At 71.9% G+C, this 12845-nt stretch carries 10 protein-coding genes; 2 read left to right on the top strand and 8 right to left on the bottom strand.

The window, feature by feature from the left end; translation table 11 throughout:
* Positions 1–251: 251 nt before the first annotated feature.
* From E1292_RS27085 to E1292_RS27070, 4 genes are all read right to left on the bottom strand, one after another.
* Positions 252–2846 (bottom strand): FtsX-like permease family protein, encoded by a 2595-nt coding sequence (locus E1292_RS27085; protein WP_132598023.1) that lies wholly within the window; start codon positions 2844–2846, stop codon positions 252–254.
* Positions 2843–5899, bottom strand: a complete 3057-nt coding sequence (locus E1292_RS27080) for an ABC transporter permease (RefSeq protein WP_132598022.1) — start codon at positions 5897–5899, stop codon at positions 2843–2845. The genes E1292_RS27085 and E1292_RS27080 overlap by 4 nt, the downstream gene beginning before the upstream one ends.
* 187 nt (positions 5900–6086) lie before the next feature.
* The gene (gene rpsT, locus E1292_RS27075) at positions 6087–6356 is read right to left on the bottom strand and encodes a 30S ribosomal protein S20 (RefSeq protein ID WP_132598021.1); all 270 of its coding nucleotides are present in this window, start codon (positions 6354–6356) and stop codon (positions 6087–6089) included.
* A gap of 151 nt (positions 6357–6507) precedes the next feature.
* On the bottom strand, positions 6508–7497 hold the full coding sequence (locus E1292_RS27070) for a glycoside hydrolase family 18 protein (protein WP_132598020.1): 990 nt from the start codon (positions 7495–7497) through the stop codon (positions 6508–6510).
* Between the two features lie 55 nt (positions 7498–7552).
* Between E1292_RS27070 and lepA the strand changes: the two genes are divergently transcribed.
* A complete protein-coding gene (gene lepA / locus E1292_RS27065) occupies positions 7553–9382 on the top strand; it encodes a translation elongation factor 4 (protein WP_132598019.1) in 1830 nt (609 codons plus the stop codon).
* Positions 9383–9397: 15 nt separating this feature from the next.
* Here lepA and E1292_RS27060 read toward each other — a convergent pair whose 3' ends face one another.
* Together E1292_RS27060 and E1292_RS27055 are read right to left on the bottom strand one after the other, a co-directional pair.
* Positions 9398–9814, bottom strand: coding sequence for an acyl-CoA thioesterase (locus E1292_RS27060; protein WP_132598018.1), 417 nt, complete (start codon positions 9812–9814; stop codon positions 9398–9400).
* Positions 9811–10104 (bottom strand): hypothetical protein, encoded by a 294-nt coding sequence (locus tag E1292_RS27055; protein WP_132598017.1) that lies wholly within the window; start codon positions 10102–10104, stop codon positions 9811–9813. The genes E1292_RS27060 and E1292_RS27055 overlap by 4 nt, the downstream gene beginning before the upstream one ends.
* 58 nt (positions 10105–10162) lie before the next feature.
* Between E1292_RS27055 and E1292_RS27050 the strand changes: the two genes are divergently transcribed.
* Positions 10163–10657: a GNAT family N-acetyltransferase gene (locus E1292_RS27050; protein WP_132598016.1), complete on the top strand. Its 495-nt coding sequence runs from the start codon at positions 10163–10165 to the stop codon at positions 10655–10657.
* A 12-nt stretch (positions 10658–10669) separates the two neighbouring features.
* Here E1292_RS27050 and E1292_RS27045 read toward each other — a convergent pair whose 3' ends face one another.
* Positions 10670–12223 carry a DUF6297 family protein gene (locus E1292_RS27045; protein WP_132598015.1) on the bottom strand — a complete coding sequence of 518 codons (1554 nt, stop codon included), beginning with the start codon at positions 12221–12223 and terminating at the stop codon, positions 10670–10672.
* Complete coding sequence (gene ccmA / locus E1292_RS27040) at positions 12220–12843, bottom strand: heme ABC exporter ATP-binding protein CcmA (protein WP_132598014.1); 624 nt, start codon at positions 12841–12843, stop codon at positions 12220–12222. Before ccmA ends, E1292_RS27045 begins: the two co-directional genes overlap by 4 nt.
* Positions 12844–12845: the final 2 nt, after the last annotated feature.

Raw genomic sequence — 12845 nt, 5'->3', positions numbered from 1 at the left:
TGCCGTGTCTGCCTGTGGAGGTGATGTCAGACACTCCGGGTCCGCCCGGGTGCAGTCGCCCACGAAGCAGGAAACCCAACCTGTGAAGGTTGGAATCCCCCGCCTTTAGGCGTGGGGAGGAAGTCAACGGTATCTCCTTCGCCGCAGACCCCGGGCTCGCGTCCTGGGGGAGGATGGCCGGTCCGTACGCACGAGCCGGCCGCGCCGTACCACGGCGCCGGGCGGAACAGGTCCCTGGCTCAGCGGTGAGGTCACGTGAGGTCCCCCACTCGCAGGACGGCGCCGAGCCTGCGCCGGCGGCTGACGGCGGTGTGGGCGTAGGCGCCGAGCACGGCGACGGCGGCCAGCCCGGCCGCCAGCGCGCTCGGCAGGAACAGGTCGAGAGAGTAGTCGCCGACGGGCAGGTCGCCGGCGTAGGAGGACAGGTCGACGCCGGGCCCGAGCGCGGCCGGCAGGCCGAGGCCCAGGCCGAGCCCGACCAGCGCGGTGACGAGGATCATGGGGAGGATCTCCAGGACGGTCAGCCGCTGCGCCTGACGCTCCGACAGGCCGAGGGTACGCAGGAACGACACCGCCCTGGCCCGGTCGGCAGCCCCGATCACCAGCGCCAGCACCACGGCGACCAGCGCGTACGCGGCCAGCGCGACCGTCACGACGACCATGGTCCAGCGTACGGTGCTCGTCAGCGGGTCGTCCTGGATGGCCCGCAGCGTGCCTTCCTGCGACACCACGGTGGCCGACGGGACCAGCCGTTCCAGCTCTTCGACGGAGGCGTCCCCCTTGATCAGCAGGGTGTTCACCGCCGGCCGGGTCAGCACGTCGATGGGCACGACGAGGAACTTGCCGCTGGTGTAGAAGCCGGGCACCGACTCGATCACGCCGCGGGTGGCGAGCTTCAGGCGTGACTGCCAGCCGATCTCGAACGTGCCCCGCCCCCGCAACTCGGGGGAGACGAGCGCGCCGTCGGGCAGGTCGGGCAGGTCGAAGGGGGCCTCGCCCATGAGCCGCCGCCACTGCGCGACGTCCACGGCGATGGCCTCGGCCCGCTCCGCGCCGTAGCCGACCTGTACGCGGGCGGTCTGCGCGGGCACGACCTGTTCCACGCCGGCGGTCCCGCGTACCCGCTCGACGGCCTCGGCCGGGATCTCGATGTTCGACGTCATCTTGATCGGGGCGCCGACCTGCTGCCAGGACGCCCGGGTCTGCGTGCCGGCGATCCCGTCGGAGATCACCGCGGCGAACACCGACACGCCCAGCGCGGGCAGCAGGATCAGCACGGGCAGCACGCTGGCCGAACGTGCCCTGGCCGCACGGGTCAGCCCGAGGAACGGCACCGCCGCCCGGCCGCGCGCGGTCAGCCGTACGAGCAGGCGCAGGGGGAACGGGTAGCAGCGCAGGGTGATCAGCGCGGCCGCCAGCGTCAGCGCGATCGGCACCAGCAGCAGGAACGGGTCCTGCCCCGCGGAGTCGTCGAGCCCGCGCGCCCGCAGCAGGTAGGCCCCGGCCAGCGCCAGCACGACGACCAGCACCTCCAGCGTGATCCGCCTGGCCGAGGGCCGGGCGGTGGCGACGTCGTCGCGGCGCTCGTGGAGCGGCGTGCGATAGGTCACGGCGAGTCGCGTGGCGGCGTAGCCGACGGTCACGAGGATCACGAGGACCGGCCCGGCGTGCACGATCGGCAGCACGGGGCCGGGCACGAGGTACGACAGCGCGTACCCGGCCAGGGCGGCGGGCGCCACGGCCAGCCCGGTCAGCGCCGCGCCCGTGCCCGCCACCTGGCGCAGCGACCCGCCGCGGGCGCGGGCCAGCGTGAGCGGGTGCTCCATCCGGTCGGCCAGCAGCTGCACGCCCAGGACGAGGACGCCGAGCGCGACGGCGAGGAGGCCGCCGAGCACGAGGTACATCACGGTCTCGGCGGTGGCCAGCGCGGCGCGGAAGTCGCCGAGCAGCTTGGGCAGCCCGGTGATCAGGCGGTAGGGGCTGGCGGTGCCGGTCGACTGGATGCCGATCAGGCGGTCGAAGTCGGCGATCGCGGCGGTGAGACCGGGGACGTCCAGCGCGTTCGCCGCCGTGGCGTCGACGGGCAGGACCCAGTGGTAGGCCAGGTGGCGTCCTTCACCGCTGAGCGCGGTCAGCCCGTCGTCGGACATCAGCGAGGTGATGTGCTTCTCGAAGTCCAGCGAGCCCGGCGGCTGGATCTTCGTGACGCGCAGGATGTCGAGGTTGTGGTCCCAGTAGCGGTCGCCGGGGTCCTTGGCCTCGAAGGCGCCGACGATCTTCACGGCGACGTAGTCGTTCTCGCCGAGCGTTTTCGTGTCGCCCACCCGCAGGTCCATCTCCCGCAGGGCCTGCGTCACGACCCCGACCTCGAACACCGGGATCGTCTCGCCGTCGTACCGCGTCGTGCCGGGTCTGCCGGGAGGCCGCCCCTGGACCCAGGTCACGCGCTGGCCGGCGTCGGACAGCCAGCCGAGATTGACGTATTTGGTGCCGCTGGTCCCGGTGATCGGCGTGAGGGTGGTCTTGGCGCTCATGTGGCTGGAGCCGGTGCCCGCGGGCGTGATGAGCGGGCGCAGCCCCGGAGGCAGGAGGTCGCGCCATTCGCGGTCGCGGGCGGCGAACTGGTCGCGTTCGTGGAGATCCTCCTCACGCGAGTCCGACGCCACGGCCACGGTGAGGTCGGCCTGCTGGGCGGCCGCGGTGCTCAGCGAGCGCCGGAGCGCCTGGTCGAACGACGCCTGCATCCCCCTGGGCAGGCCCGCGATCAGCAGGCAGGCGCTGATCGTCAGCACGGAGAGCACGGCCACCGTGCCCAGGTGCACCCGCGCGAGCAGCGGGACCCTCACTGTTCCTCCCGGAGGACGAGCCCTTGCCTGCGCAGATTGCGTGCCAGACCGGCCACGATGGCGAGCAGGACCGCCGCGACCAGCACCAGCATCGCGAGGGTGGCCGCCCACGGGATGTCGAGCAGCACCCCGGGCGTGACGGCCGAGGCCTGCCCGGTCAGCACGATGTGCGGCACGACCAGCGTGCCGACGACCACGGCCAGCCCGGTACCCGCCGCCAGGGACAGGCCGATGACGAACGCCTGCTCGACCGCGAGCATCCCGAACACCTGCCTGGAACTCACCCCGAGCGCCCGCAGGATCCCGAACTCGGCCATCCGCTCGCGCGCCGCGACCGCCGCGTTCACCAGGAACCCGAGCGCCGCGAACACCAGAGCCGCGAGGAACCCGAGCATCAGCGCCCCCTGCAGCCCGCTGGCCAGCGGGTCGTCCTGGAGCTGCGCCGCCAGCGCGCGCTGGTCGAGCGGGGTGACGTCCCATTCCGGCCGGCTCTTGAGCACCCGCACCGCGGCCGTGGTGTCGCCGGCCGCGAGCCACCACTCGGTCGCGGGCCTGGGCAGTTGCGCCGCGGCCAGATCGCTCGTCTGCAGCGTCTCCCAGTCGGCGAGCACCGCCGGCTGACCCGCGGTGGCCGTCGGCATCGTCCGCACGACGGCCACCACCTTGATCTCCAGGACCCTGCGGTCGATGCTGGCCCGCCCGACCTGACCGACGCCCATCTTGAGGGAGGCGGCCAGGTCGGACGTGAGCACGACGGGCAGCGGCGCCTCCGGCCGCGGTCCGAAGGTGGCCACGGCCGGCCGGGTGCCGTCCGCCTCCATCGAGACCTGAGGCGTCGCGAGCTCGCGGCCGTCGACGGTCAGGCCGGTCAGCGTCAGGTTCGCGGCGTTCTCCTGAGCGCCGGCGACGAGGCCGCGCAGAGCGACCGGGTACGTGATCTTCCCGCTCTGCCCCGTCAGTGCCTTGAGGCTCACCTCCATACGGTTGTCTCCGGGTTCCAGCACGCCGAGCGGCACGTCGCGCCAGACGCCGAGCCCGTCGGACAACACCAGTCGCAGCGGCAGGTCGGCGTCCACCTTCGCGCGGAGGGTGAGCGTCGTCGGCCGCCCAGGAAGCTCGAGCCTGCCCGCGTGCGCCCCCACCAGCTCGCGTGACATGCCCGTGACCGGCTGCGCCGACAGGTCGGGCCGCAGATGGAACACCTCGCCGAGCTTGCTCGCCTCGAGGCCGATCAGCACCGCGCTCTCGCCGCCCACCTCGGTCTGCCCGCGGAAGCCGGGGGAGGCCGCCGTCACGCCCGGCAGCGCGGTGAACGCCGTCCCGCGCCCCAGCGACCCCAGTTCCGGCCCGTCCGCGGGACCCGACAGGCGCAGGTCGGCCCCCGCCTGGTGGCGTGCCTGGTCGAGCTGCGAGGTACGCCAGGTGGAAGCGGTGGCCAGGGAGACGATGCCGATCGCGATCGCCATGGTCAGCAGCAGCGCCGGGCCGGCGTACCTGAGCGGCCGCCTGGCCACCTGCCAGGCGCCGAGCGCGGGGGCGAGCGTGGGACGCACGGAGGTCAGCCGTTCGGCCAGCTTCGAGATGCGCGGCACCAGCCGCAGCCCCAGCATGCCGCCCGTGAGCAGGGCCAGCGCGGGCCCGGAGATGATGAGCGGGTCGATGCCGAGCCCGCCTCCTGCCGTCGCGGTCACGGGCGCGCCGTAGTGCTGGAGCTGCCAGATCGCCAGCCCGGCCACGACCAGCAGCGCCACGTCGGCGCCCGCGCGTTCGATCAGGCCGCGCCCGCCGCTGCGGCCGCGCGCCGACTGCTCCTCCACGTACGTGCGCCGCGCGCCCGCCAGCGCCGGCAACAGGAGCAGTACCGCCGAGGCCAGTGCCACGCCGAACGACACGAGGAACGTGCCGAGATCGGCCGCGGGAGACAGCCGCACGCCCGAGGACCTGATCCACGGCAGCGTGTTGACCAGGGCGAGCAGCGGCGGGCCCAGGAACGGCGCGACGATCGCGCACGGCACCGCCACCAGCAGCGCCTCGCCCCCGGCCAGGGCCGCCAGCCGCGTCGTGCCCGCGCCGCGCGAGCGCAGCAGCGCCACCTCCATGCGCCGGTGGTCGGCCAGCAGCCGCGCGGTGAGCATCAGCGCGTACGCGGCAAGCAGCAGCAGCTGCAGCACCGGGATCAGCATGGTGGAGCGTGCCACCAGGGACGCGGTGTCGAGCTGGGTGAGCATCTCGGGCAGGTGGCCGGTGATCGTGCAGCGGTCGCAGCCGTCCGCCTTCAGCCGCTCGCCCACCTGGCCGAGCGCGGCGGCCATCGGGCGCAGCTGCTCGGGCGTCAGGGCGCTCAGGTCGGGGACGGCGGTCCAGGTGGCGTTGACGTTGCTGGCGAAGCGGGCGATGAACGTCTCGCGCGCCACCATCAGCGGCCCGTACGTGGTGAAGTCGCCGCGGTCCACGCCCCTTGCCAGCAGCTGCTCGCCGGCCCAGCGCGCGCCGGAGGGGTCGTTGAGCTGGAAGACGCCGACGACGCGGACCTTGACCGGGCGCGGGTCGAGGCGGCCCCGCGTGGAGAACTCGTCGCCCGTCTCGAAGCCGGTGGCCGAGGAGGCCGACAGCGAGATCGCGGCTTGCACGTGGTCGCCGCCGTCGCGCGGCCAGGCGCCGGAGATGAGCCTGGCGTGCCGGTCGATCCCGTCGTGGCTGCCGAACCTGAGCAGCTCGGGCCGCTCCTTGCCCTCCTGACCGGGCATCACGTAGGAGTCGGAGCGGAAGCTGGTGGTGATGGCGGGGGGCCGGGTGTAGGCCTGGTCGAGCTCGGCGCGTACGGACCGGTCGAAGGCGGGGAACGTCTCCGCGGTCACGGGCGCGCTGATGGTGGCGGCCGTCTGCTCGAACGACGCCGTCTCCATTGTCCTGCGGACGCCTGCCTCGGCGATGGAGGAGGCGTACATGGTCAGCGCGACCAGCGTGGTGGTGGCCAGCAGGATCGACCCGAACGCGGCCAGGAGGAGCAGCGGCTCACTGAACGCCCGTTTGACGACCAGCGGCCCCCGCATGTGCCCCCCTTTGCCTGATTAGCTGCACTTTCGGGCACACGTGGCACGGAGGGCAAGGTGATCTTTGTAACGGTGACGGAGCCGATACGAGGTGGCGACGCCCGTGTGATATCGAAACTGTGACAGAAGCCTGACGAAACGGAAAACGCCGCACCCCTCATGGGGATGCGGCGTCTCTGCTGCTGCGTTATTTGGCGGTCAGCGCCGCGGCCTGCCTCGCGATCGCGGACTTGCGGTTGGCGGCCTGGTTTTTGTGGATGACGCCCTTGCTGACGGCCTTGTCGAGCTGGCGGGCGGCGGCCCGCTGCAGCGTGACGGCCTGCGCGACGTCGCCCTGCTCGGCGGCCTCGCGGAACCTGCGGACGGCCGTCTTCAGCGACGACTTGACCGCCTTGTTGCGCAGGCGAGCCTTCTCGTTCTGCTTGTTGCGCTTGATCTGGGACTTGATGTTCGCCACGAAGAAGCCTCGGTGAAAGTCAGTGATGGATGGGGCGCGCGGGCTCGATGAGAGGGCGCGCCACACGCAGTTGAACAGATTACCAATAACCCAGGTGGCTGCTCAAATCAACGGCCTGGGAAAACGGGTCCGTCCACCAGTATACGGGAGCTCAGGCCATCCAGCGCGTCATGTACTCCCGCCAGTCGTCCTCCGTGGCGGCGAAGTCGACGTAGAGGGCCAGCCCGAAGCGCTCCCGGCGGCCGTGCTCCGACAGGGCGAGTTTTGCTCCCTCGGCGGCCGTCTCGACGCTCTCGGCGTTGTCGGCCCAGGCCAGGCCGTGGTCGTGGTAGGCGGGGGCGCCGATGAACAGCGACTTGCCGCCGGGCACCAGGTCGAGGGCGAGCTCCGACTGCCTGACCACGTGGCCGCCGTAGAGCGCCTGCAGCGGGGTGCCCGAGTCGTACGTCATGATCGCGACCTGGTCGACCCGGTTCACGACCTGGGTGAAGTAGCCCGATGACCAGTATTTGTCGTGGCCCAGGACGGTCCTCGCCGTCAGGCGCATGCCGGGATAGGGCTCGATCTGCGGGCTGGCGGTGGACAGCAGTCGCGTGTGCCGCCGGGTCTCGTCGAGGAGCTGCAGGAATTCGGTGTCGCCGTCGCCGATGGGCTCGAAGTTGTAGTGGATGCCGTCGTAGCCCTCCTTCATGATGGCGGCGACGCCGGCCAGCACGTTCTGGCGGGCCTTGGGGTCGTCGAGGTCGAGGGCGTCGTTGACGGACTGGCCGAGCCAGGCGGAGATGCGGACGGCCGGGAGATGTTCGCGCATCCACTTCACGAAATTTCGGGCGTTGGGGTATTTAGCAGAGTTCAATTGGCCGTCCATCTCGAATGGGCCCGAGTGGACGTACACGTCCTTGATCCCCGTGGCGCGCAGCCGTACGGCCAGCCGCTCTACGTCCCGCTCCGTGCGGCGGCCGTCGACCCACGCATGGCCGAGCCACAGGGCGTCATTGCCCGTGCTCTTCGCCCATGCGGCCGGGGCACCGGTAAACTGGATGCGGAGCGCGGCGGCGAGAAGGCCGACCAGCGCCACCACGACGGCCGAGGCAAGCGCGAGCAGGCGCAGGCCTCGGCGGATGACGGTCCGGGCATTCATCCGGGCATGTCACCATGAAAGACTGCTTGACTCAACCCTGTCGAAACGGACTTCGGTGCGCACTCAGCCTGGCCAGACCGACCCCGCGTTGATCCGCAACTTCTGCATCATCGCGCATATCGACCACGGCAAGTCGACCCTTGCCGACCGGATGCTGCAGATCACCGGGGTGGTCGACGAACGCTCCATGCGCGCTCAATATCTCGACAGGATGGACATCGAGCGCGAACGCGGCATCACGATCAAGTCGCAGGCCGTGCGGCTCCCGTGGGACGGCCACGTGCTCAACATGATCGACACGCCGGGGCACGTCGACTTCACCTACGAGGTGTCGCGGTCGCTGCAGGCGTGCGAGGGCGCGATCCTGCTGGTCGACGCGGCCCAGGGCATCGAGGCGCAGACGCTGGCCAACCTCTATCTGGCCATGAACGCCGACCTGCACATCATCCCCGTCCTCAACAAGATCGACCTGCCCGCGGCCCAGCCGGAGAAGTTCGCCGAGGAGCTGGCGGGCCTGATCGGCTGCGACCCGTCCGACGTGCTCAGGGTGTCGGGCAAGACGGGCGATGGCGTGCGCGAGCTGCTCGACCACGTGGTCGCGACCGTGCCAGGGCCGGTCGGCGACGCCGACGCGGCCGCCCGCGCGCTGATCTTCGACTCGGTCTACGACACCTACCGCGGCGTCGTCACGTACGTCCGGGTCGTGGACGGCCACCTGGGCAAGCGCGAGCGCATCCTCATGATGTCCACCATGGCCACCCACGAGACGCTGGAGATCGGCGTCATCTCGCCCGAGCCCGAGGTCGCCGAGCGCGGGCTGGGCGTCGGCGAGGTGGGCTATCTGATCACGGGCGTGAAGGACGTGCGACAGTCGCGGGTCGGCGACACGGTGACGGCCGCGGCCAAGCCCGCTCCCGAGATGCTGGCCGGCTACGAGCACCCCAAGCCGATGGTCTTCTCCGGGCTCTACCCGATCGACGGCGACCAATATCCCGAGCTGCGCGAGGCGCTCGACAAGCTGCAGCTCAACGACGCCGCGCTGGTCTACGAGCCGGAGACGTCGGCCGCGCTCGGCTTCGGCTTCCGCGTCGGGTTCCTCGGGCTGCTGCACATGGAGATCGTCCGCGAGCGCCTGGAGCGCGAGTTCGGGCTGTCGCTGATCTCCACGGCGCCCAACGTGGTCTACCGCGTGGTCATGGAGGACGGCAAGGAGCTCACGGTCACCAATCCGTCGGAGTTCCCCACCGGGGGCAAGATCGCGCAGGTCTTCGAGCCGGTCACCAAGTCCACGCTCCTGGCGCCGGCCGAGTTCATCGGCGCGATCATGGAGATCTGCCAGGGGCGGCGCGGTCAGCTGCTCGGCATGGACTACCTGTCGGAAGACCGCGTCGAGATCCGCTACACGCTCCCGCTGGCCGAGATCATCTTCGACTTCTTCGACCAGCTGAAGTCGCGCACCCGCGGCTACGCCTCCCTCGACTACGAGCCCGCGGGCGAGCAGGAGTCCGAGCTGGTCAAGGTCGACATCCTGCTGCAGGGCGAGCCGGTCGACGCCTTCAGCGCGATCGTGCACAAGGAGAAGGCCTACACCTACGGCGTCGACATGGCGAAGAAGCTGCGCGAGCTGATCCCGAGGCAGCAGTTCGAGGTGCCGATCCAGGCCGCCATCGGAGCCAGGGTCATCGCCCGCGAGAACATCCGCGCCATCCGCAAGGACGTCCTGGCCAAGTGCTACGGCGGCGACATCTCCCGTAAGCGCAAGCTGCTGGAGAAGCAGAAGGAAGGCAAGAAGCGGATGAAGATGGTCGGCCGCGTCGAAGTGCCGCAGGAGGCCTTCGTCGCCGCGCTGTCCACCGACTCCAGCGCCGACAAGACCAAGAAGTAGGCCCCCTGCGGCGCCCTACAAGCCGAGGACGGCAGGCGTCCGCGCCAGCGCGCGCCAGCGGGTCTTCGGGTCGTCGAGCAGGCGGCGGGCCTGGAGATCCATGAGCCCGCCGACGCCGGTCATCTCCGCCGCCAGCTCGCCGTCCGGCTTCCTGAACTCCTGCCTGACCCGGAACGTCTTCCCCTCGCCCCACTCGAACGCGCACGTCACCTCGACCTCGTCGCCGGCGCGCAGCTCGCGGTGGTAGCGGATGGTGTTCTCCAGGGTCACGGGGCCGATGCCGTCGTCCCACAGGTCGTCGACCGAGATGCCGGCCTCGCGCAGGCACTCCCAGCGGGCGTGGTCACCGTACTGGAAATAGACCGCGTTGTTGACGTGGCCCTGCCCGTCGAGCTCGTAGCCGCGTACGGCGATGCGCACGGAAAAGGTCATGATCGCTCCTCCAGCCAGGCGTGTGATCGGGCGGTGAGATAGCGCAGGCCGTCGTCGCCGATCTCCACCCAGTCGCCGCGCGCCCAGCCGCCCGTCGTCTGCGGGGCGAACCCGTGCCGCTGGAACAGCGCCGACGCCTCCTTCTGGGTCAGCCCGCGCCGCCCCCACTCCTCGATGACGCGCGCCGTCCGCTCGTCCTCGCTCGACTCCGGCTCGCCCAGCGCGGCGGCCAGCTCTTCCAGCCCGCGGGCGATGAGCCGCAACGAGGATTGGAGCTTCGGTACGTCCATCGCATCGCCAATCGATCGATACCAATTGCATAGCGATCGTACAGACTACCCTAAAAGTATGGAAGTGGTACGGACGGCACGATTGGTCCTTTCTCGTGTCACCGCCGACGATCTCGACGCCGTCCACGAGATCCACTCGGATCCGCGGACGAGCGTCTACCACCCCGACGGTCCCGTGACCGACGTGGAGTCCAGCCGCGCCATGCTGGACCTGTGGCTGGCCGACTGGGAGGAGCGAGGGCTCGGCTACTGGGCGGTGCGCCGCACGGGCGAGTCGCATGTGCTCGGCTTCGGCGGCCTGCGCCGCGCGGTCGTGGACCGGGAAGAGGTGCTCAACCTGTACTACCGCTTCCGGCCGTCGGCATGGGGGCAGGGATACGCGCTGGAGCTGGCCAAGGCGGCGCTGCGGGTTGGAGAGGGCTTGGGCGGCCCGGTCGTGGCGGTGATCCGCGAGGTCAACGAGCCGTCGCGGAAGGTGGCCGAGAAGGCGGGCATGCACAAGGACCGCACGATCCCGTACGGGGGCGTGCCGAGCGACGTGTACGTCGCCTGAGCACGGAAGGGATCAACCTGCCTTGCGCGTGCCGTCGCGCAGCACGTAACCCGCCAGGACCAGCACGCTCACCACGCCCTGGGCCGCGAGGAGGGCGCCCAGACCGTTCACGGGAACCAGCGGCGCCGACAGGGCGGGCAGGCATCCCAGCACGGCCAGGTCCGGACCCGTGGCCGCCCAGATCAGCGGCCCGGTCGGGATCGCGCCGCCCGGGGTGTCGAGCACCGGCATGGAATGATCGACGGGGCTGCGCCTGGCCATCCGCAGCGCCCCCGCCGCCAGCGCGGGAGCCATCAGCGGCCCGAGCAACCACCAGGCCCCCGACCACGACCCGCCGCCCACGGCCTCCGTGCCGGGGAAGCCGCCTGCGATCAGGGCGATCCCGGCCAGGGCCAGGGTCGTCCAGACGCCGCTCAGCACCGTGGGCAGCACGGCACGGGCCGCCAGCGCCGGGCGCCGGCCCACGCCGATCAGCCGGGCCATGACCGGGTTGTCGTTGTCCCTGCGCGCCCCGGACACGCCGGTGCAGGCCACGGCCAGCGCCCCCGCCAGCACGGCAGCCCAGAGCGCGACGCGCGTGACGCCCGCCTGGGCCAGCACGGCGGGCAGCGCGGCCGTCGCCGTCATGGTCGCCAGCCGCCGGGGCCTGCGGGCCAGGCGGAGCCAGTCCTGCCAGGCCAGAGCGAGTGGCGCGGGCAACGACGGCCAGCGGCGCGAGCCGAGTTTCCTGGCCCGCCAGTGGTTGTCCTCGGCGATCCAGGTGAGCGCGCCGGGATCGAGCGTCACGGTCGCGTCGGCCACATGGCCAGCCCGGGTGGAGGCGCTGACCAGGGTGCGGGCGGGGATCCGGCCGAGCGCCGCCCACGCCCGCGCTGCCAGCAGCCCGCAGAGCACGGCGCCGCCCGCGACGGCGGCCGCGACCGCGGACAGCGGCGCGCCGGCCGCGATCGCCAGCGTCGAACGCAGCTGACCGCTCATGGCCACCACGGCCAGCACCACCAGCGCGGCGATCGCGACGGTCAGCCAGACCTGCCACGACTGGGAGGCCTGGCCGAGCACCGCCAGCGCCATCCCGCCCACGGCCGCCGAGACGCCGAGCGCCAGCGCGGCGAGCAGCCGCCACACGAGCTGGTCGGGCGCGCCCAGCACGGCCAGCGCGCCGAGACCCAGCACGAGACCGGCCACCACCGCCACCGTGATGAGCGTCCGCGCCGTGCGGCCGAGCAGCTGCCGCCGGTCCAGCGGGGAGAGCAGCAGCCAGGTCGCGTCGGGGGCGGGCAGCAGCACCGGCCCCGCCGCCCTCGCGGCGGCCAGGAAACCGGCCATGGCCAGCGCCACCAGTGCCACGCCCGCCCCCATGCGCGCGGGCTCGGCGGCCCCGGCCAGGCCGCCGATCAAGGTGGAGACGGGCTGACCGGCCACGGCGACCAGCACCGCCAGCCCGAACACGGTGACGTAGCGGTCGGCCAGGCTCACGGGGGCGCGGCCGCGCGAGCGCAGGTAGGCGCGTACCGACCGCACGCCGGTCTCGGACCCCGGCATCCGGGACGCGAGCGGGCCTGTCATGCGGTGACTCCTGACGGGGAGACCTGGCGGGCGTGGGAGGCCAGGTCTTCGTCATGCGTGGCCATGACGACGGTGCCGCCCTCGGCCGCGTAGCCGTCGAGCAGCCCGGCCAGGCGCGAACGGAAGGCGGAGTCGAGCCCGCGTTCCGGCTCGTCGAGCAGGAGCAGCGTGCTCGGCCTGAGCAGGGTGGCGGCCAGGCAGAGGCGCTGGCGCTGGCCGGTGGACAGGTTCAGCGGCACCGCGTCGGCCCGCTCCACCAGGGCGAACACGTCGAGCGCCGTGTCGACGGCCATGCGGGGCGTGGCGTGCACCGCGCCCATCAGCTCCAGGTGCTCGCGAGCGGTGAGCCCCGGATACCAGGCCGGCTCGTCGCCCAGCAGCGCGACCCGGGCCCAGAAACGGGCGTCGTCGGCCGGCGGCTCCCCGAACACCCGGACCTCGCCGGACGTGGCGGGCTGGAGGCCGGCCAGGCAGCGGAGCAGCGTCGACTTGCCGCACCCGTTGGGGCCGACCACCGCCACGATCTCGCCCGGTGCCACGGTCAGCCGCATGTCCTGCAGCACGGGATTGGCGCCCAGTTCGACCGAGAGGCCTGTCACTTCGATGATCGGCTCGTGCACCG

Origin of the sequence: Nonomuraea deserti, assembly GCF_004348685.1 — a bacterium.
Lineage (GTDB): Bacteria > Actinomycetota > Actinomycetes > Streptosporangiales > Streptosporangiaceae > Nonomuraea > Nonomuraea deserti.
This window is presented reverse-complemented; position numbering and strand designations above follow the sequence as displayed.